We start from the raw sequence: 21,215 nt of genomic DNA, 5'->3' as shown, positions 1-21,215 counted from the left end.
CATGGACGAAACTGAAACCAAAATACATGGTGGACAGTGGGCGGGAAAATTTATTGGGTTCTTTGCTCAATCTAAGATTACTCCTCTTTTGGTTTTAGCTTCTATCCTTCTGGGGAGTTTCGCCCTTTACCAACTTCCTCGAGAAGAAGAACCTCAAATCATCGTGCCCATTTTCGATGTCTTTGTTTCAATGCCAGGGGCCAGCCCTCAAGAAATCGAAAAAAGGATTGTTACCAATGGAGAAAGGGTTTTCTGGCAAATATCCGGTGTTGAATATGTCTATTCGACGGCTGCCCCAAACGGTGCCCTTTTCATCGTCCGATTCAAGGTTGGAGAAGATATGGAAAAAAGCTTAATCAAGCTTTACACCAAGGTCTATTCTAACCTTGATTTCCTTCCCCCGGGAGCAACCACTCCTTTGATTAAAACAAGATCCATAGATGACGTTCCTATTTTAGCCCTGACTTTCTATAGCCTTGAACGTTCGCCCATTGAATTAAGGAAAATAGTAGCCACTCTCCGGGATAGTATCAATCACCTTCAAGATGTTTCCGAAACAACTTTAATCGGAGGGAGAAAAAGACAATTCCAGATTTTTTTCGATCCTTCGAAAATCGCCAAAAGACTTCTTTCTCCCCAAGAAATCTATAAACTGATCCTTCAAACCAATGTGAGAATGCCCGCAGGGCATATTGAGTCTGAACCCAAACTCATCGATGTTGAACCCAATTCCTTTATCCAGAAAAAAGAAGACCTAGAAAATCTTGTCGTCGGTGTCAGTCAAGGGCAGGTTGTTTACTTAAAGGATGTAGCCCAAATTGTCGATGGACCTGATCAAGAAGAAAAAGAGGTCAGTCTCATCCCTGGTCCTTCTTGGGATGAAAAGGAAAAACTTTCGGGAAAAATCTCAGCCGTTACCCTATCCTTGGCGAAAAGAAAGGGATCTAATGCCACTTTTTTAGCCAATAAAATACTCGGGACGATCAAGGAATTGGAAGGCAAAATAGTTCCTTCCGACGTTCATTATGTCATTACGAGAAATTATGGGGAAACCGCTGCGGATAAATCCAATGAGTTGCTGAAGCATATGGGCATTGCCATAGTCGGGGTGAGTTTGCTCATTTGGTTTGCCTTAGGATTAAGGGCTGCACTGGTCGTGATTATCGCTATTCCGACAACCCTGGCACTAACGCTGCTTACCTTTTATATTTTCGGTTTTACGATCAATAGAGTTACTCTTTTCGCCCTTATTTTTACAATCGGTATTCTTGTTGACGACCCTATAGTGGGTATCGAAAACATCGTCAGGCACATTCATTTGGCTGTAAATCGAGGCAAAAGTCTACTCACTATAACCATCGGAGCTATGGAAGAAATTGTCAGCCCACTTGTTTTAGCCACGATGGCGGTCATCGCAGCTATTTTACCGATGGCTTTTGTCGGAGGTCTCATGGGGCCTTACATGCGTCCAATTCCTATCGGAGCCAGTGCTGCCATGATCTTTTCCATGCTCGTTTCCTTGTCTGTTACCCCATGGGCGGCCGATCTTCTGCTCAAAGGGATTAAAGAAACAAAAGATAAGGGAGAAGATCTTCTCACCCGTATTTATAGAACCATGATGGCTCCCCTCATATACAATGCCTTTATACGCTTTCTTTTCCTTCTGCTATTAACCATTCTTTTGCTTGGATCAGTCGCGTTGATTCCCTTAAAGGTCGTTCGCGCCAAAATGCTGCCTTTCGACAACAAAAATGAATTCCAGGTCATTCTCAATATGCCCGAAGGCACTCCCGTGGAAAAAACGGAAGCCGTACTCGATAAAATGGCTAAAGTGGCTTTAAACCTCAAAGAAGTTAAAAACATTGAAATCCAGGCTGGCACGCACTCACCCTATAATTTTAACGGTCTTGTCAGGCATTATTTCTTGCGGGAAAATCCCTATCAAGGAGACCTTCAAGTTAATCTCGTGGATAAACATAAAAGAAAAAGACAAAGTCATGACATTGCCGAAAGTATACGCAAAGAAATAAATACAATCGCTCAAGCAGAGGGCGCTCATGCCCAAGTTGCAGAAGTTCCCCCTGGTCCCCCCGTCCTTTCCACGCTCGTCCTTGAAGTCTACGGTCCTGAAACAAAGGAAAGAAGAGAGTTAGCTTTAAAACTGGAACAACTTTTAAAAGAAACGCCAGGCATTACGGATATAGCCACCTATGAAGAAGCGGATTTTCCTTTAGAAAGACTCGATATTGATATTGTCAAGTCATCCTTGAATGGTCTTTCTTCAGAGCTTATCTCCCAGTCTATCACAACCGCTTTACATGGACAAAGCCCTGGCCTTGCTCATGTAAAGGATGAACCTGAGCCTGTAGATATTGTCGTCAGGTTACCTAAAGAAGATAGATCACAGGATAGTTCTTTTCTTTCTATTTCTTTGCTTTCGAGGTTCATGAGGCTCATCCCCATCGATAACCTCGTCAGCAAAGTGATGGGCTACCAGCACCATTCTTTATACCACAAAAACCTCATGCCCGTGTCCTACGTCCTTGCGGATGTCACCAACGAGGTGGGTAGCCCGGTTTATGCGATCATTGATTTCCAGAAAAAACTAAACAAAATCACAGCCCCCGACGGTAAGCCACTGGAAATTCTTTTTACCCATCAACCTTACAACCCCCTTTCCTGGGCGGTAAAATGGGACGGGGAATGGCAGGTTACCTACGAAGTATTCAGGGATTTGGGTACAGCTTTTGGTATCGTCTTAATTCTTATTTTCATCCTTGTCGTGGGTTGGTTCCAATCATTTAGGACTCCATGGGCAGTCATGCTCCCCATTCCCCTATCTCTTGTGGGCATTTTGCCCGCTCATTGGCTTACCGGGATGTTCTTCACCGCTACTTCCATGATTGGAATGATAGCCGGGGCCGGAATAGTCGTCCGAAATGCGATCATTTTGGTTGATTTTATAGAGCTGCGCCTGGCTCATGGCGATAGACTCGAAGAGGCAGTGATCGAAGCGGGTGCTGTTCGCTTCAGGCCAATGCTTCTTACAGCCTCTTCTGTTATTGTGGGCAGTTCAGTCATACTGTTCGATCCAATATTTCAAGGGATGGCTTTATCCCTCATGGCTGGAGAAGTCGCTTCCACCCTCCTTTCAAGAACGGCTGTGCCAGTCTTTTATTACCTTCTGATGAAAAAAAAGAAACCAGAAGAAAAAAAGAGTCCCTTCAGCCCACCCATCGAAGCCCAAACCTAAACAGTAAAATATAAATATAATTTACTGTAAGTGCATGTAATATCCTGTTGATTTTTCTTTCGCTTCCGTTTATTATTGTTTTTAGAAAGGAGGATAAAGATGAGTATTGAAAGAAAAATAAGGGCTTTGGCAGGAAGTCTGGTATTGATCAGCTTGGGGCTTTCTTTCTTGAGCAAGTGGTGGCTTCTGCTTACCGCATTTGTTGGCTTGAATCTATTTCAATCCGCTTTTAGCGGGTTTTGTCCTGCAGAAATGGTTCTTAAGAAATTAGAAGAAAAAAAGCATCCCACCACCGCTCAAAAAGAAGCTCATTCTTGAGCAAGAAGAGGCTAAAGCAGGAGTTTTCCTGCCAATAGCCCTTCATAAATTTTTAGTTAATAGGCCTTGGCAAAAATCACTCTTCTTTTGCTTGGATTGCCGGAAAAAGGACAGATTCCTGGTTCATCCCCATAGCTAGATTTATAAGGAATACAACGAATGGTGATCTTAAGGTCTTCTTTAAGTTTTTCTTCTATCTCCCTAGAGCCATCCCAATGGGCATAGGCAAAGCCCCCTCCAATTTCTTTATCCGACGAATCAGAAGAGGAGAAAAACTCGTAAAAATCTTCTTTTGTATCTATGAGCCGGCTATGGTCTTTAAGAAAGCTTTCAGCCCGTGAATAGATCCCTTGCTGAATTTCAGAAAGAAGAAAAGGAAGTTTGTCTAGAAACTGCTGCAATTCAAGCTTTTCCTTTTCTTTGACCTCTTTATCCCTCCTTTTGATGGTCAGTATTCCAGAAGAAATTTCTTGAGGACCAATTTCTATTCGTAAGGGGACCCCTTTCTTGATCCATTCCCAGGACTTTATGCCTCCCCCAATTTCTCTTTTATCTATTTCTACCCTAATTTTTTCACCCGCAAACTCCAATCTTTCCATCTGGTTGATGAGCTTTTCAGCAAACTCCAAAATTGTCGGTTTCTCTTCCTCTTTTTTAATCAACGGTAGTATGACCACTTGGAGAGGCGAAAGGGTGGGAGGGAGGACCAATCCATTGTCATCCCCATGCGCCATAATTAAAGTCCCGATAAGCCTTGTGCTTACTCCCCAGCTGGATGTCCAGGCAAATTCCATTTTCCCATTCCTGTCCAAAAATCGAATATTATTCGCTTTTGAAAAGTTCTGGCCAAGGAAATGAGAGGTTCCAACCTGTACTGCCTTTCTGTCTTGTACCATGGCTTCAAGAGTATAGGTTGTATCTGCTCCAGGAAACTTTTCGCTTTCAGGTTTCTCCCCAACAACGACAGGCAAGGCCAAGTAACTGCGTATGAACTCTTCATAGAGATTTAAAATAGAAAGGGCTTCCTGCCTAGCTTCTTCCGGATTGGCATGGGCTGTATGGCCTTCTTGCCAAAGAAATTCAGTTGTTCTCAAGAAAAGCCTCGGTCGCATTTCCCATCTGACCACATTTGCCCATTGATTGATCAGCAAGGGTAGATCACGATAAGATTGAATCCATCTTGAAAAGGCTGCACCAATGATCGTTTCTGACGTTGGCCTGATCACCAAAGGTTCAGTAAGGGGAGAAGCCGGATAAAGCTTGCCGTCAGCCCTTTTTTCCAGTTTGTGATGTGTAACGACTGCACATTCCTTAGCAAAGCCTTCCACGTGTTCAGCTTCCTTTTGAAGATATTCAAGAGGGATAAACAGCGGGAAATAAACATTCTTATGACCCGTTTGTTTAATCCGCAGATCCAACTGTTTTTGAATTCTTTCCCATAAAGCATAACCCCAAGGTTTAATAATCATGCACCCTCGAACTTCGGAGTTTTCCGCAAGATCGGCTGCCGCAATCACCTGTTGGTACCACTCCGGGAAATCTTCACTGCGCCTAGGACTAATCGCATACTCTTTTTTTTGACTGAGGTTTGACATATCTCTAACCTTATTTTTTTTTACTGTCTAATCCATCCCTTTGGTATCATTATAAGAAGAAATGGAAAAGATGATGGAAAATTATTTTAAAGCCAGTTAAGGATCAAGAACAGCCTTATATTATTTTCATACTTGAAACTCGGTTTATTATCTTTTACTGCTTATAGCATGGAAAAGCTTTCAATAGACATAGATTACGTTGCCGACCTGGCAAGAATATCTTTAAAAGCTGAAGAAAGAAAAGTTTTTGGCGAGCAGTTCTCTTCCATTCTTGGATATATTGAAAAGCTCAAAGAGGTGAATATTGAGGATGTTATTTTAAAAGGAGAGGAAGAAGGGTTTAAAAATAACTTGCGAGACGATATTCCCACAAAGGGTTTAACCGTTGAGGAAGTGATTCGTAATGCCCCAAGCCATTTTAATAACCTTTTTATAGTACCGAAAATCATAGAGTGAAACTATTTGAATATTCAATTCAAAAGCTAAGAAAGCTTCTATCTCAAAAAGAAGTTAGTCCTGTAGAAGTAGTCGAAAACCTTCTGACTAGAATTGCAGAAGTCGATCCGAAGATTTTTGCTTACAGCTATCTTAATCACGAAAGAGCTATTGAAGCTGCTAAAAAGGCTGATATAACCCTTCCCTTGGGGGGTATTCCCATCGCCATTAAGGACAACATTAATGTGCGCGGAGAACCTTGTCGGTGTGCATCCCGTATTCTTGAAGGCTACCTATCTCCTTACGACAGTACCGTTGTCGCAAAATTGAAAAACATGGGTGCCATTTTAGTGGGAAGAACGAACATGGATGAGTTTGCTATGGGCTCTTCTACAGAAAATTCCTCCTTAGGGATAACTCGAAACCCATGGGATATTGATCGGGTCCCGGGGGGAAGCAGTGGGGGATCAGCAGCTGCTGTAGCTTCCCACGAAGCCATTTGTGCTCTTGGAAGCGATACAGGAGGCTCTATCCGCCAGCCGGCTTCTTTTTGCGGTTGCGTTGGTCTCAAGCCCACATACGGTAGAGTGTCAAGATACGGCCTGACGGCTTTCGCTTCCAGTTTAGATCAAATCGGACCGATAACGAAAACCGTGGAAGATGCTGCCCTTTTACTTGAAGTGATCGCCGGATTCGATCCATTCGATAACACTTCCGAAAAAGTTGCTGTTCCACCGTTTTCCAAGCTGCTGGAACAACTTTCTCTCAAAGACTTCGTCCTGGGGATACCCAAAGAGTATTTCATAGAAGGCATTGATGATGAAGTGCGACAAGCCGTTACCAAGGTTATTGCCCATTACGAATCCTTGGGAGCAAAAATTGAAGAAGTCTCTTTAGCTCATACTCCTTACGCGGTTGCGACCTATTATATTTTAGCTACAGCTGAAGCCTCCGCTAATCTTGCCAGGTTTGATGGTATTCGATACGGGAAACGGGCCAAAAATTATACTGATTTATTCGATTATTACGGGAAAACAAGGGGAGAAGGTTTCGGCTCTGAAGTCAAGAGGAGAATTCTGCTTGGAACCTATGTCTTAAGTTCGGGTTACTATGACGCCTATTATTTACGAGCCCTTAAGGTGAGGGAAAAGATAAAGCAGGATTTTTCTTTAGCTTTCAAAAAGTGTCAGGCTCTTTTAACCCCTACTTCACCTTTTTGTGCCTTTCGCATTGGAGAAAAAACAGCCGATCCTTTACAAATGTATCTAGCCGATATATTCACAATCGCTGTTAATCTAGCCGGCATTTGTGCCCTATCCGTTCCCTGCGGCCGATCGACAGAAGGTCTTCCCATAGGATTTCAGCTGATTGGCCCTCCATGGAAAGAAGATGTCATTTTGGCCCTAGGCTATATTTATCAAAAAACAACAGGGTGGACTCCTCCCCTCCCTCCTCTTGATGAACAAACCGATGGGTAGGATTAGATTAACTTTTTTGTAGCCCTTATATAACTACATAGAATAAAGCTATGGACTATGAAGCGATAATAGGACTTGAAGTTCACGTTCAGCTAAAAACCCAGACAAAACTTTTTTGCGGCTGTACCGTGGAATATGGAGCAGATCCCAACAGCCGAGTATGCCCGGTGTGCCTAGGCTTGCCTGGAGCACTCCCTTCGCCTAACAAACAGGCCATTATCTTAACGATCCAGACAGGGTTGATGCTTGGTTCGGAAATCTCCCCTAGAGGCAAATTCGACAGGAAAAATTATTTCTATCCCGATATGCCCAAAAATTACCAGATCTCACAATATGACCAACCCTTGTGCAAAGGCGGCTACATCCAACTCTACCCTTTAGCTTTTCCCAAGGATGCCCAAAAAGATCCTCAAGCCCAGATCCGAAAAAAAATCCGGATCGTTAGGGTTCATCTTGAAGAAGACGTTGGAAAATCCTTTCATTTCGAAGAAAACAGTGGGATAGATTTTAACCGTGCTGGAACACCTTTAATGGAGATTGTATCTGAGGCCGATATCCGTAGCCCTGAAGAAGCGTTTGCTTATCTTTCTGCCCTCCGCCAGATACTACGGTACGGGAATGTAAGCGATTGCGACATGGAAAAAGGCCAGCTTCGATGTGATGTTAATGTGAGTGTTAAACCCGTCGGAGAAGAAAAATGGGGAACAAAATGCGAGATAAAAAATCTCAATAGCATTAGTGCAGTACGCAAAGCTTTGAAATACGAAATTCAAAGACAGATTCAGGTTTTATCTATGGGAAATAAGATCGAGCAAGAAACGCTCCGTTGGGATGATCAAAGAGGACAAACCATACTGATGAGGACAAAGGAATACGCTCATGATTACAGGTATTTTCCTGATCCCGATCTTTTAACCGTGGTTACAGAAGGAGAATTGATAGAGGAAGCAAAAAAAAGGATCCCTGAACTACCTGAGCAGAAAAAACAGAGACTCTGTGAAACCTATGGGCTTTCCGAATATCAATCCAGCGTTCTTGCTGCGGATCCGCAGCTTGCCGATTATTTTGAAAAAGCGGCAAAGAGCGCTTCCAATAAAGTAGCTGTAGCCAATTTTCTCATCAACGATTATCTTGCCCTGGTATCTGATTTCGAAACAGCTATTCCGCTTCCTGCAGAATATTTTAGCGAATTGTCCAACCTTGTTGACCAAGGTCAGGTTCATATGAAACAGGCAAAAGAGATGGTCAAAGTGATGGTAAGCGAAAAGAAAAGACCTTCAGTGATCGTCCAAGAACAAGGACTGGGCCAGATAACCAGCGTGGACATGCTTGAAGCACTCTGTAAAGAAGCAATTGATGCTAACCCCAAGAGCGTCTCAGATTACCGAGCAGGAAAAGTAGCGGCCCTTAACGCCTTGAAAGGCTACGTGATGAAAAAGACAAAGGGAAAAGCTAATCCACAGATTATTCATGATCTGTTGGAAAAAAAATTAAGAGAAATAACATAAAAGGGTTTAACAATCTCTTAAAACCCAACGTTTCCTTGCAAACGCAGAGTTAAAAACGGATCTTATGTTATCCCTTTTCTGATTCCATTTCAGCAATGACCGCAGAGAGTAACCATCCTTTTTTTCCCAATAATTTAACAGCGGTTTTTTCATCCAGACCATAAAGGGTCATAAGGATACGCAAGGAACGATAACGCAGCTTCATGCTCTTGGGTTGAAGATTGATCATCAGGTTATCTTTGACCTTTCCTGTTCGAATCATTGCTATCGTACTGAGCATGTTCAAGACAATCTTTGTTGCTGTACCCGCTTTTAATCTCGTTGATCCCGCAACGATTTCTGGCCCAGTCGGCAAATCGATCGTTAAGTCCGCATAAGGGCAAGGAGGTCTACGAGGGTTACAACTCACTAAGATTGTTTGAGCTCCTCTTTCTTGGGCCGCTTCGAGGGCTGCAATGACAAACGGGGTTCTTCCACTTGCACTAATTCCACAAACAATGTCCTTTTGGGTTATACCCCGGTTCAATATACTCTTATAACCTTCTTCCCTATCGTCTTCTATGCCTTCCATGCTTCGTAGAACCGCTTCAGATCCACCCGCCATGATGGCTTGGACAATTTCAGGAGAAACATTAAAAGTGGGTGGCATTTCGCTGGCATCTAGTACCCCTAGCCTTCCGCTTGTCCCTGCTCCAACGTAAAAAAGCCTTCCTCCTTGAGACAATGTTGAGCAGACAGCCAAAACGGCCGATGTAATTTCTTTTCTGCATTTTTCCAATGCAGATTGGACAAAAGTCTCTTCAGAAATAAACAGATCGACTAGTTCATCTACTGTTTTCTTTTCGAGGGATGAAGAACGAGGGTTTCTTTCTTCAGTTAAAGCTTGGTCAAGGGCTTTTCTTTGCTGTTCATCGGGAAGTAAACTCTCACTTTTTATGGATAAGGGACTGGAAGAAAGTTTGAGTAATCGGAGAGCTCCCCAAGGCCCAGGGCTGTTACATACAAAATACCTAGAAAAAGGCAGAAACCGCTTCAACTCCTCCCCAAAAATCCGCACATAAAACGAGGAATTCTCAAAGAGTCCTCCAACCAAGGCTACCTGGGGTTGGATAAATTGCAACCTTTCGGCTACTATCTGTACTCGCCACGCCAGAGATGAAGCTTCTTTTTTTACTATTTCAAGTGAGCTTTCATCCCCCTTTTCTGCCATTTCCAGAACGATGGGAGCAAAAGAAGCAATAAAATCTTTTCTTCCAAATTGAGCCAGTACATAGCGAAGAAACTCGGAAAGATCGTTAAGACAACAATAACTAAGAAAAGCCTGAGCAAGAGCTGAATTTTTCTTCGTCAGATCAAAATCTAAAAAAATTCTTTCTAATCCTCCTCTACCTATCCTATAACCACTTCCAGGATCACCCAGTTGACCCCATCCTCCCGCTTTTTCCCAGACCCCTTCTTTGTAACCGATTACGTTAGAACCCGTTCCTCCTATAACTAAGATGCCTTGCTGACCGGGTTCAAAGGCTCGGGCATAAGCAGAACGACTATCTTCAGCAACGACAATTTTTTTAGACCCTGGCCAAGTATCTCGTATAATTTCTTCAAGAACAGTTTTTTCTTTTTCGGAATGGCATCCCGCAAATCCGACCCCTATTTGTTCAATGTTTTCTCCCGCTTTTTCCCTGATCGATCTGAAAAGAGCTACGAGTTGATCATAAGACAAAAGATGAAAATTTCCTATCCCCTCCTTACCTTCACAAATGACTTCTGCTTCCGGGTCGTTGACAACCATCCACCGAGTATAGGTTCCTCCACCTTCAATGCCTAATAATCTTCCCATAGTTTATCTTCTACGTCATTCTCTTGAGCTTTACAATGCCTTAGTACTTTAAAAAAAATACTCAAGAAGTCCGTATCGAAATCTTGGGATTCGTGTTCATTGGCAAATATAGTTTTATCGTATTGACTTACACTCCTTGATCGAGATGACCAAAGCAATCGATCGGATTTTGTGAGTGGAAACAAAAACGAAAGCCGCTAGAACATACTCTGGGCAATAGAGTACAATAATACTCATAAAAAGAAGTTTTCTTAATGAGCTGACCGGTCAGCAAAAGACAAATTGTAAAAAATGGATAGAGAAACCAACTTGAGCTTGAAAGTTCAAAAGCTGATCTAAGGGATTTAAAAAAACAGTTTACATACAAAAACTCTTATCTATCCCGTAACCCAAACTTGAATTTTGTCGTTTAAGGAAATAGGGTTCTCAACAGTTTCTATTAAAACAGAAATGTTGATCGCATCCTATTTCACATTTATTTTTTGGATAAAGTGAATAGAAAAAAGCCCTCTTCCTTAGAGTCACTTACTCCCCAAGAGATCAAGCAAAGACATGATGAGTTAGTTAAACTCATTCGAAAATACGACCACGCTTATTATGTGGAGTCACGCCCACTTATTTCCGATCAGGAGTACGATAATCTTTATCATGAACTGGAAACCCTTGAAAAAAACCATCCTGAACTGATCACTCCCGACTCTCCAACCCAAAGGATAGGTGAATCTCCACTGAGCGGTTTTTCCCAAGTTACACATGAGATTCCAATGCTCAGCCTCGAAAATACTTATTCTAAAGAAGAACTCTTTACTTTTTTAGATAGAATACGCCGGGCTCTTCCAGGGAAAAAAGTGAGTTACACTGTTGAACCTAAAATTGATGGCGTATCGATCAGCGCCCAATACAAAAACGGCCTATTTAGTTTAGGAGCAACCCGTGGTAATGGTACTGTTGGAGATGATATTACTCAGAACTTAAAAACCATCCGTAGCCTTCCCTTAAGATTGGAATTAGAAAATCCTCCTGAACTCTTAGAAGTTAGAGGAGAAGCATACATGTCTCCTAAAGATTTTGAACGGCTCAATGCGCAGAGAGAAAAAGAGGGTAAAGTTCTTTTTGCAAATCCAAGGAATGCAACGGCCGGTTCTCTCAAACAGCTTGATCCAAGAATAGTAGCAGAGCGCCCTTTAGCAATCGTTTTTTATGGGGCAGGCAAATTAGTTGGCTTTAAATGTAAAACTCAAGAAGAATGGTTAAATTTTCTTAAAAAAATAGGTCTTCCTGTTCCTATTCTTTTTTGGGTTTGCAAAAATGAAAACGAAGTCTACGAAGCGATATGTAAACTTAATGATTGTCGCAACGAACTTCCCTATCCAACCGATGGGGCGGCTATCAAAGTAAATGAATGGGATTATTATTCTATCCTTGGATATACAGCGAAAGCACCTCGCTGGGCATTCGCTTACAAATATGGAGCCGAAAGGGCAAAAACACGGCTGAACAATGTCATTTTCCAGGTAGGTAGAAGTGGAATCATTACTCCGGTAGCTGAAATGGATCCTGTTTTTCTCTCTGGAACAACGGTCAGTCGAGCTACACTCCACAATTTTGACCAGGTTAAAAGACTCGATGTAAAAATTGGTGATTTAGTCTATCTTGAGAAGGCTGGAGAAGTTATTCCCGAGGTAGTCGGGGTTGATACCTCCCAACGTCAAGGTACAGAAAAAGAAATTATCCCACCAGAGCATTGTCCTAGTTGTGGGGAAAAGCTTTTCTGGGAAGGAATTTTCCTGCGCTGCGGTAACGAAAACTGTCCTGCACAATTAAAGGAAAGAATTTTACATTTTGCCCAACGCAACGCCATGGATATCCAAGGATTGGGAGAGTCGCTTGTAGATCAACTGGTTGATAAAGGGATAGTCAGAGACATTGCAGATCTTTACGAGCTTGATGAACAATCCCTTGTAAAACTAGACCGTATGGGGAAGAAGTCCGCCCAAAATCTTCTTAAAGGAATAGAAGAAAGCAAAAAAAGAGATCTCTCCCGGCTGATCTATGGCCTGGGAATAACCCATATTGGCCAAAAGGCTTCCGAAGACCTTGCCCGTTATTTTGGAACCCTGGATAGGCTTTCCCATGCCACTGAAGAAGAACTCCTAGCTATACCTTTTTTTGGTGAAGTGATGGCCAGATCAATAGTTAACTATTTTCGAAAAGAAGAAAACCGCAGGCGGATCGAAAAACTACGCAAACATGGTGTAAACTTTGTTTCTTTGCTTCTGCAAACTCCTTCAGGTCCACTTTCTGGCAAAACCTTTGTTATCACGGGCACTCTTTCTGAACCCAGAGAAGCTGTTGCTGAAAAAATAATCTCTAAAGGGGGAAGGGTGAGCAACACCGTTTCAAGAAAAACAAATTTCTTAGTTGTCGGTTCAGATCCAGGATCAAAACTACAAGAAGCTCAAAAACTAGGGATAACGATTATTGGGGAAAAGGAACTCGTCGACCTTTTAAAAGGAGATTAACAGTATGCATTTTCTTTGTTGGCGATTGAAAGGATTGCTTTTCAAGCAATCATCCCTATCTTTTGTATTCCAGTTTTCTCTGCCTTTTCTTAGCTTTTTTTTGTTTTTCTTAACTCAACCTCTTTTTTGTCAAGAGAGCCAGGATCCAGAAACTCCTGAAATTGCAAAAAAACTGGATAGAGAGGAAGAAAAGAAAAAACTTTTAAAAGCCGTCGATATCCTAGATCAGCTTCAACAAAACGTAGAAACGGATTCCTTGAATATTCAGAACATTAAAGAAGAAATTAAAAGCCTCAAAGACCAAGTTTCTACGCTTCAAAAAGAAATAGAAAAAATAAAGATAGCTACTTCGATGGAAAAATCAGCTTTAACCGGGTCAAAAAAAGAAAAAGGAGCATCGGTTAAAAGAATAGTTCAAAATGGGAATGAACAAAAAATCGAGAAAGGTTACTATTATGTGATTCAAAAAAATGATAACCTAGAGAGCATCGCCGATGCCTACAGAAAAAGTGGGGTTAATGTGACCGTCGAAGATATATGCAAAGCCAACAATCTCTCCGCTCACTCTCCCTTAACAGTAGGCAAAAAATTATTTATTCCTAAAAAAGAATCCAAATAGACGACTTCCTTTCTTGGGTGATTTGGGGTAATTCCAAAGAGTCAACTGCCTCGAAATTCAGCTTCCTGGACTGTAAACCAATCCATCTGGATTGACCAACCACGAGAGAGCGAACCCTCTTATCCTTACTACTCCATTGCTCGATTGTATTGTATGGCGACTGCAGATGCGTTGTACATATCCTAAAACCACTTTAGCTTTCAACTCACATGGGCTTAGGTCAGCTATCGATAGCCAGCTCTCCACAAACTCCAGAAGACCCGGTTGTGGCTCCAGGTCTAGCTAAAAGCTGTCATCTCTGGAAAAAATGCGAATCGTTAACCTTAACCCCTTCCCTCCCCTATAGAGCCGCTTTTTACTCGATCATCCGAACAATTTTCTTAATGAACAGGCATGAAGAGGTGTTCATTCCAGGTTGTTCGATATATTAGGGTGGCAATTTTTTGAACTGCTCGAATCTTATGGAACTTTATACACTTGAACAGGAAAACCTTGAGTAAGACCTTGCAGTGCCTTGTACTGCATTCTTGGTAGACGGATCGAAAAAGCGCAGAGCCACTTTGCCAAGATACTTCTTATTAAAGTTAGAAAACGTGCCAACATAAACAATCAAAGAATTTAGAGAATTTTTTACTCAATCCATTTTGAAGCTTTATGAACCGCTTTTTTCCAGTAACCAAGAAGTCTTTCTCGATCTAGTTGCTCCATTTTTGGCAACCATTCTTTACTTGTCCGCCTCCATGAATGTATTTCTTCGATGTCATGGAATAATCCAACGGCTAAACCTGCAACAAATGCTGCGCCTAAAGCTGTGGTCTCCTGGTTTTGGGCTACCTGTAATTTCCTGTTTATAACATCCGCTTGAAACTGCATAAGCAGCTCATTTTTAACCATTCCTCCATCAACTTTGAGTTCGGCAATCTCCATTCCACATTCCCTTTGTATCGCATCAAAAAGCTCTTTAACTTGAAAAGCCGTAGCCTCCAACACCGCACGGGCCAAATGACTATCTTGACAATCCCATGTCAAACCCAATATTGCAGCTCGAGCTGAAGGATCCCAGTATGGAGAAAACAGCCCACTAAAAGCGGGAACAAAATATACTCCTCCATTGTCTTTAACTTTAGAGGCCAACAGTTCGACATCTTTGTCATCCTTTAGTTTAAACAACTCCCTTAGCCAACGCACTGCTGAACCAGCGGCAACTGTACTCCCTTCTAAGGCATAACATACTTTTTTTCCCTTCAATCGATAGCCAATGGTCGTAAGCAGTCCCAGCCGAGAAAAAACAGTACGATTAGCCGTATTGACTAAAAGAAAAGCTCCTGTACCATAGGTGCATTTTGCTTCTCCAAAGTTTATACAACCTTGTCCTATAAGAGAAGCCTGTTGATCGCCAATAATACCGGCTAGGGGTAAACCTTTTAAAATGCCTATCTTAGCCTCCGAAAGAATTGTATCACAAGGAACGACCTGAGGTAATAAAGAAGAGGGAATATCCATTTCTTCCAAGATTTCTTTGTCCCATTGCAAGCTATTGATATTGAAAAGCTGCGTACGTGAAGCATTGGTCACATCGGTGAGATGTTGTCCTCCTTGTGGTCCACCAGACAATTTCCAAAGCAAAAAAGAGTCAAAAGTTCCAAAAAGGAGTTCTCCAGATGCTGCTTTTTTCCTTGCTTCAGCTATATTCTGAAGGAGCCATAAAAGTTTGAGCCCGCTAAAATAATTCGATAAGGGCAATCCTGTTTTTTTATGGTAACGGTAAATCCCATCTTTCGATTGAGAAAATTCACGGACCAGATCAGTTGTGCGGCTATCCAGCCAAACGATGGCCCGGAAAACGGGAACTCCGGTATTTTTATCCCAAAGTATGGTTGTTTCCCTCTGGTTGGTTATGCCTAAAGCAGCTAACTGCCTTTTTAGGGTCGGTTTTTCTTTAAAGGCCTCTTCAACAAGCTTAAGGGTATTGTGATAAATCTCAAGAGCATCCTGTTCAATCCAACCTTTCTCTGGACAATACCAACCGTGTTCCTTAAAGGATGAATAAACAACATGACCTTTCCGATCAAAAACTAGAAACTTGGTATTTGTCGTTCCTAGATCGATTATTCCAATCCATTCACCCATAACATCCCTGGAAGGGTTCAGCTACTACCTAATCCTTCCTAACTTTGCTATGTCAAGCAAATCCTCATTGCAGCATAAAGCTAAAAACGCACTGAATAGACCTAGCTGATCCAACCCAGCCAACATCAATCGGCTAAGTGCTCAATCCGTTTAAGATAGCGTTTCTTTTTGCTTGCCCCAGCTGTAGAGTTAAACAGCTTAACCTAGTCTTTTGAGAACCGGTGACCGTAGAATCAATTTCTGCGCGGAAGGACGAAAAAGTCGATTTTGGTCAAACGTTGCTATTGCAGCAGTACCGAACAATATACTGCCACTTAGTCTAAAGCCAAAGCCAAGGGCAGGCAAGCTCAAGCACAAGCACTGGGTTTTCTGGTCAACAAAAGAATAACCCTTAAATCAAAAGTGGTGTTTTTTTTTGGATTTTTATCAAATTTTCTCCAATAAGCCGAATTCCTTTTAAAGTCAGCAACTCATCGATATATTCAACGCTACCAAGCTGTGAACAGACCAGTCGACATTGACCTCCGGTAGCCACAACAATGAATTTCTGAGGAAAGCCAAGCTCTTCTTTAATTTTCTCTAAAAGATACTTAACCATTCCTCTGTAGCCATGAACAGCTCCAACCCGCACAGCTTCTTCCGTAGAATGGGCAATAATTCTTAGAGGTTCTTTCAAATCCACTAAGGGTAATAGAGCGGTCTTTTCATGCAGATAAGTAGTCATCATATTTAACCCTGGAGCAATTATCCCCCCACAAAAAGCTCCTTTTTGATCTACAATATCAAAAGTTGTTGCTGTTCCAAAATCAATGGCTACCGCAGGATAGCCATACAAAAAAGCTAAAGCCACAGCATTAGAAAGTCTATCAGCTCCGATCTCTGCTGGATTAGGATAGTCGATCGGGATCCCTAAGGGAACTGAGGGATCTATTTTATATATCCTACCTCGAAAAGGCCATTCGAAATAAAGATCGTTCTTTGGCACCACACTACAGAGGATTAAATCTTCAAGGGGAAACTTTTGCGCCACCCTTTCGGTAAAATCAAATCCGATTTGAGAGGTCGGAATTTTATCTAATAGGCTTATTTTCCCGTCCTCAAAAAGTCCAATTTTTGTTACTGTATTACTTACATCGACAAGAATCATACCCTTTTAATGATACTTCTTATTTAAAGAGGTATGCATACTGACATGACTCTATTATAAATAAAGGTGTTTCTTTTCCCACCTTGTCTTCTAAAGCCACCCATTACTTGTTGGTTCGAGGAACAACAACAAAATGAGTCACTCCTTTGGACCACACCCTAAGGAGAACATTGCCCGTTGTTCCTTTTACGGCCTGCAAGGCCTCTTGAACCGTCCGTACGGGTCGGTGCTGGACCTCTAGAATAACATCACCAGGTTGCAAAGAGTTTCTTCCCGGCCTTGCTGCAGGAGACTCAGGGTCAACGGATACAATGACCACTCCTTGGATATCGGGGGGTATTTCAAACTGTTGTCTCATCATCCTATTCAGATCGGAGATTTCCACCCCCGACAAAAAGGTAGAATTTTCTTCCTGTTGTCTAGGAGCATTCGTAGAAACTTCCTCAGGCGTTCTTTCCTTGAGTACAGCTTGGATAATCTTTTCCTTGCCATCACGCCAAATTTTTAAGTTTACCCTCGAGCCTGGCGGAGTCTGGGATACAGCCAATCTTAAAGATCGAGGATCAGTCACTTTTTGTCCATTATATTCAAGTATAACATCCCCAGCTTTCATTCCCGCTTGATCCGCAGGAGTCCCCGGACTGACCTGCTCCACTAACGCTCCGGTTGCTTCGGAAAGCTTAAAGGCTTGAGCCAGATCAGGGGTTACTTCCGATATGGTCACACCAAGAAAACCACGAATAACCCGACCATTTTTTAAAATTTGCTCGACCACATAACGAGCCATGTTCGAAGGTACGGCAAAACCGATACCCAAGTTCCCTACTCTACCTGGGCTAACGATAGCGGTGTTTATCCCTACTAACCTCCCCTGGATGTCAACCAAGGCGCCTCCCGAATTCCCAGGATTTATCGCCGCATCGGTTTGGATAAAATCTTCATATTCTTCTATACCGATATCTTTTCTTCCTTTACCACTCACAATGCCCATTGTAACCGTCTGTGTAAGAGCAAAAGGATTACCAATGGCCAGAACAACATCCCCCACTTCCACCAGATCACTGTCAGTAAAAACGATGGAAGGAAGACCTGAAGTTTCAATTTTTACCAGGGCTATATCAGTCAATGGATCTTTGCCAATAACCTTTCCAGAAAACTCCTTTTTTTGTTCTCCCACTAGAACTTTAATCTCTTCGGCTACATCCACCACATGATTATTGGTCACAATATATCCATCCGAAGAGATGATCACCCCTGATCCTAAACCTGTTTGCTTCCTGGGCTTAGGCATAGGAAACATTCTAGGGTTATTCTGATCCTCGCCTCCATCTGGGGGTCCAAAAAACTTTCTAAAAAATGGATCATTGAAAAAAGGGAATATCCATCCCTCCGGAGCTTTAACTTTTTGGGTTGTGAAGATCTCTACTACACTCGGAGCCACTTTTTTAACAATAGGGGCAAAACTGGTCACCACACCCACGTTCTGTCTCTGAATAGGCGCATTATCAATCTGAAACTGAAAAGCTCCAGATTTAAATTCTTTGCTTTGAGAAAACCAATTCAAAGCTTTGACCGACTCCCCGAAGGGAAAGCAGAAAAAACAAAAAGTAGCTAAAATAAAAGAAAAGAAAAGTCTTTGGGAATTATTCATAACATTATGCATACAAAAAACTTGTCGAAAAAACATTAAAAATTGCTATTTTCAAATCTTCAGATAGACCTCAATAAAAAAGATACAAAATAGAGGGGCATTATTTTGTACTTTTCGATAAGATTCTATCTATCTTTTTTTTTAATATTATATTATATAATCATGCAATTTATTCATAAATCAAAAATCAAGGTTTCCTCGTAAAACGGAACTTGAAAGAATAGAGTAATTTAAAATATAACATAAGGAAAAGAAAAAACTTTTGGCTTCTTAAAGATGAGCAAACAATGGAATAAAATTGAAAAAAGGAAAAGAAGGAAACGTTATTACAAGAGAAAAAAAGAGAAAATGAGACTTTTGGGATCCCCCCACTCAGCTATGGGCTCAACGAATGGCTAAAAAATTATCACTTCTTCCTCTTTTAGTCATAGACGGCTATAGTGTCATCTATTGCTGGAATGATCTTAGGCTAGCTAAAAGACAAAGCTTGAGAAAGGCCAGAGAATTATTGATTGAAAAACTTATTCTATTGCATGATCTCGATATTTATCAGGTTGTTGTTGTCTTTGACGGCAACAATCCAGAGCCAGTTTCCATTCCTAAAGTTCCAGAGGATTTTACTATCGTTTTTTCACCCAAAGGATCAACAGCTGATGGGGTCATAGAAAAATTTGTGAGCGATTCGGTTGCCCAAAGGACGGTAACAGTCATCACGGCTGATCTCGAAGAAAAACGGCAGGTAGAATCCTTGGGAGCCTTCTGTATGAGTCCTGAATGGTTAATGCAAGAAATCGAATATAGAAAAGCCGATTTCAAGGATGTTATAGAAAAAGTACATCTCCAAAGCCGATTTTAGCCCTTTATTTGAACTGATCTTTTTTTCTAGCTACTACAAAAATAAATTGTTTATGTTGAAACGTGTTCTTTCTGGAATTCAGCCCTCAGGCCATCTCCACATTGGAAATTATTTTGGAATGATCAAGAGGGCGATTGAATGGCAGGATAAAGCCCAAACGCTTTATTTCATAGCCGATTATCATGCTTTAACATCCATAAAAGATCCGCAGAATTTAAGACAATATGTGAGAAAAATCGCGATGGCTTTTTTGGCTTGCGGACTGGATCCTATCAAATCCATATTTTTTAGGCAAAGTTCCATTCCAGAAGTCCATGAGCTTGCCTGGATTCTAGCTTCCATAACTCCATTTGGTTTACTTGAAAGATCCCACAGCTTTAAGGATAAAATTGCGAAGGGCCTCTCCCCTACTTTGGCTCTTTTTTCTTATCCTGTACTCATGTCAGCCGATATCCTCCTTTATCAGTCCGAAATCATCCCTGTGGGCCAAGATCAAAAACAGCACCTTGAAATTGCAAGGGATATAGCTCAAAAATTTAACAACACCTATGGAGAAGTTTTTCGTATACCAGAACCTGATATCCAGGAAGAAGTGGCGGTGATACCTGGAATAGATGGCCAGAAAATGTCCAAATCTTATAACAATACCTTGGAGATTTTTGGCGATCCGCAAGAATTCAAACGAAAAGTCATGAGCATAAAAACAGACTCTACCCCCATTGCTGCTCCTAAACCCATCCAGGGATCCATACTTGCCAGTTTATATAAATTAGTTGCTCAGCCCTCGGAATACGAAGAATTTATCGAAAGCATGAAAAAGGGAGGTCAAGGCTACGCTTATTATAAAAAACTTCTGCTTGAAAAACTAAATGCCTATTTTAAACCTATTCGAGAAAGATATAAAGAATTGGAGTGTAATCCTGGCTATGTGGATGAAGTCCTTGCTGATGGGGCTTACCGGGCAAGGTTGATATCTCAGGAAACCATACGAAAAGTTAGGCAAGCTGTAGGTCTTCTCGATTAAATCATTACCTATTATGGGCATAGAGGCTTTCCGCAACCAATTAGAAAAGATTGATCTAGAGATTTTAAAATTTCTCAATCTCAGAATGAAACTCGCCCAGGAAATAGGCGAAAAAAAAAAGTTTTATGGTTATCCTATTCTCGATACCTATAGAGAAGATCGACATCTAAAAAATCTTAAAGAGATTAATCCTGGGCCATTGCAAGACAAAAACCTTGAAGGGATATACCGGGAAATATTTTCTTCCTCCCGCTGCCAGCAAGGGGGGTTAAGAATTGGATGCCCCCAAAAACATTTTCTTCCCTGTCTTCTTGCCTCCCTATTTAGATTTGGGTCAAGCAGTACATTTATTCCCATTTCTCTGGATGAAGAAAATCAAACTCAAAAAGACAAGGAACATGAAGTAGACACTATTGTTCTTTCAACCCCTTACCTTGTAGATAGGCTTAAAGAAAAAAGGGCTGCTCTGCCCTTTCATTTTTTTTCTTTTTCGCTTGCCGGTGAAATTGATCTTTCTTCTCTTTTTCCTCATCTTCAAATAGAAAAACATTTTTTCTTTTTTCAAAACAGATCGATTCCCAAGGAAAATGTCGCTTACAAAACGGTGCTTCTTATCGGAGGCAGCACAATTTCCCATTGCCTGTTCGAGAAATGGATAGAAAATCAAAAAGCAAAAATCATTTTCTTAGAGAACGATCTCCAAAATCCACAAAATAGGCTCTATCTGTTAGAAAAAACGACAAAAGAACACAACAACGAGGAAATCGAATATTCATGGAAAAAGTTTACAGGTGGCCAAGGTTGGATAATTTTGATAGGCAGCTATCCATTGTGATTTT

16 protein-coding genes are annotated in these 21,215 nt (G+C 41.5%); 11 read left to right on the top strand and 5 right to left on the bottom strand.

The window, feature by feature from the left end; translation table 11 throughout:
* Position 1 precedes the first annotated feature (1 nt).
* Together IT6_RS08955 and IT6_RS08950 are read left to right on the top strand one after the other, a co-directional pair.
* Complete coding sequence (locus IT6_RS08955) at positions 2-3,253, top strand: efflux RND transporter permease subunit (protein WP_206826152.1); 3,252 nt, start codon at positions 2-4, stop codon at positions 3,251-3,253.
* Between the two features lie 99 nt (positions 3,254-3,352).
* On the top strand, positions 3,353-3,571 hold the full coding sequence (locus tag IT6_RS08950; RefSeq protein ID WP_206826151.1) for a YgaP family membrane protein: 219 nt from the start codon (positions 3,353-3,355) through the stop codon (positions 3,569-3,571).
* Between the two features lie 56 nt (positions 3,572-3,627).
* Here IT6_RS08950 and proS read toward each other — a convergent pair whose 3' ends face one another.
* Positions 3,628-5,166: a proline--tRNA ligase gene (gene proS, locus IT6_RS08945; protein ID WP_206826150.1), complete on the bottom strand. Its 1,539-nt coding sequence runs from the start codon at positions 5,164-5,166 to the stop codon at positions 3,628-3,630.
* 168 nt (positions 5,167-5,334) lie between these two features.
* On the opposite strand from proS, the gene gatC reads away from it, so the two are divergent.
* The 3 genes from gatC to gatB are packed head-to-tail and all read left to right on the top strand — an operon-like array spanning position 5,335 to position 8,587.
* Positions 5,335-5,622 (top strand): Asp-tRNA(Asn)/Glu-tRNA(Gln) amidotransferase subunit GatC, encoded by a 288-nt coding sequence (gene gatC, locus IT6_RS08940; protein WP_206826148.1) that lies wholly within the window; start codon positions 5,335-5,337, stop codon positions 5,620-5,622.
* Positions 5,619-7,079, top strand: a complete 1,461-nt coding sequence (gene gatA, locus IT6_RS08935; RefSeq protein ID WP_206826147.1) for an Asp-tRNA(Asn)/Glu-tRNA(Gln) amidotransferase subunit GatA — start codon at positions 5,619-5,621, stop codon at positions 7,077-7,079. The genes gatC and gatA overlap by 4 nt, the downstream gene beginning before the upstream one ends.
* A gap of 50 nt (positions 7,080-7,129) precedes the next feature.
* Positions 7,130-8,587 carry an Asp-tRNA(Asn)/Glu-tRNA(Gln) amidotransferase subunit GatB gene (gene gatB, locus IT6_RS08930; protein WP_134439300.1) on the top strand — a complete coding sequence of 486 codons (1,458 nt, stop codon included), beginning with the start codon at positions 7,130-7,132 and terminating at the stop codon, positions 8,585-8,587.
* A gap of 67 nt (positions 8,588-8,654) precedes the next feature.
* Here gatB and IT6_RS08925 read toward each other — a convergent pair whose 3' ends face one another.
* Positions 8,655-10,427: an N-acetylmuramic acid 6-phosphate etherase gene (locus tag IT6_RS08925; protein WP_206826144.1), complete on the bottom strand. Its 1,773-nt coding sequence runs from the start codon at positions 10,425-10,427 to the stop codon at positions 8,655-8,657.
* A gap of 491 nt (positions 10,428-10,918) precedes the next feature.
* Here IT6_RS08925 and ligA point away from each other — a divergent pair, with 491 nt between their 5' ends.
* The 3 genes from ligA to IT6_RS08910 all read left to right on the top strand — a co-directional run bounded on the left by ligA (position 10,919) and on the right by IT6_RS08910 (position 13,999).
* Positions 10,919-12,949, top strand: coding sequence for an NAD-dependent DNA ligase LigA (gene ligA / locus IT6_RS08920; protein WP_242524201.1), 2,031 nt, complete (start codon positions 10,919-10,921; stop codon positions 12,947-12,949).
* A 4-nt stretch (positions 12,950-12,953) separates the two neighbouring features.
* On the top strand, positions 12,954-13,568 hold the full coding sequence (locus tag IT6_RS08915; RefSeq protein ID WP_206826141.1) for a LysM peptidoglycan-binding domain-containing protein: 615 nt from the start codon (positions 12,954-12,956) through the stop codon (positions 13,566-13,568).
* 209 nt (positions 13,569-13,777) lie between these two features.
* Entirely contained in the window at positions 13,778-13,999 is a 222-nt protein-coding gene (locus IT6_RS08910) for a hypothetical protein (protein ID WP_134439296.1), read from the top strand.
* Between the two features lie 199 nt (positions 14,000-14,198).
* Here the strand turns inward: IT6_RS08910 and glpK are convergent, their stop codons facing one another.
* The 3 genes from glpK to IT6_RS08895 form a co-directional block, all read right to left on the bottom strand.
* Positions 14,199-15,698, bottom strand: a complete 1,500-nt coding sequence (gene glpK, locus IT6_RS08905) for a glycerol kinase GlpK (RefSeq protein ID WP_206826138.1) — start codon at positions 15,696-15,698, stop codon at positions 14,199-14,201.
* Between the two features lie 391 nt (positions 15,699-16,089).
* Complete coding sequence (locus tag IT6_RS08900; RefSeq protein WP_134439294.1) at positions 16,090-16,845, bottom strand: type III pantothenate kinase; 756 nt, start codon at positions 16,843-16,845, stop codon at positions 16,090-16,092.
* 103 nt (positions 16,846-16,948) lie between these two features.
* On the bottom strand, positions 16,949-18,496 hold the full coding sequence (locus IT6_RS08895; RefSeq protein WP_134439293.1) for a DegQ family serine endoprotease: 1,548 nt from the start codon (positions 18,494-18,496) through the stop codon (positions 16,949-16,951).
* A 391-nt stretch (positions 18,497-18,887) separates the two neighbouring features.
* Here IT6_RS08895 and IT6_RS08890 point away from each other — a divergent pair, with 391 nt between their 5' ends.
* The 3 genes from IT6_RS08890 to IT6_RS08880 all read left to right on the top strand — a co-directional run bounded on the left by IT6_RS08890 (position 18,888) and on the right by IT6_RS08880 (position 21,211).
* On the top strand, positions 18,888-19,352 hold the full coding sequence (locus IT6_RS08890) for an NYN domain-containing protein (protein ID WP_134439292.1): 465 nt from the start codon (positions 18,888-18,890) through the stop codon (positions 19,350-19,352).
* Between the two features lie 52 nt (positions 19,353-19,404).
* Positions 19,405-20,376, top strand: coding sequence for a tryptophan--tRNA ligase (trpS, locus tag IT6_RS08885; protein ID WP_134439291.1), 972 nt, complete (start codon positions 19,405-19,407; stop codon positions 20,374-20,376).
* An 85-nt stretch (positions 20,377-20,461) separates the two neighbouring features.
* Entirely contained in the window at positions 20,462-21,211 is a 750-nt protein-coding gene (locus tag IT6_RS08880; protein ID WP_242524200.1) for a chorismate mutase, read from the top strand.
* Positions 21,212-21,215: the final 4 nt, after the last annotated feature.

The organism is Methylacidiphilum caldifontis, from assembly GCF_017310505.1.
GTDB lineage: Bacteria > Verrucomicrobiota > Verrucomicrobiia > Methylacidiphilales > Methylacidiphilaceae > Methylacidiphilum > Methylacidiphilum caldifontis.
This window is presented reverse-complemented; position numbering and strand designations above follow the sequence as displayed.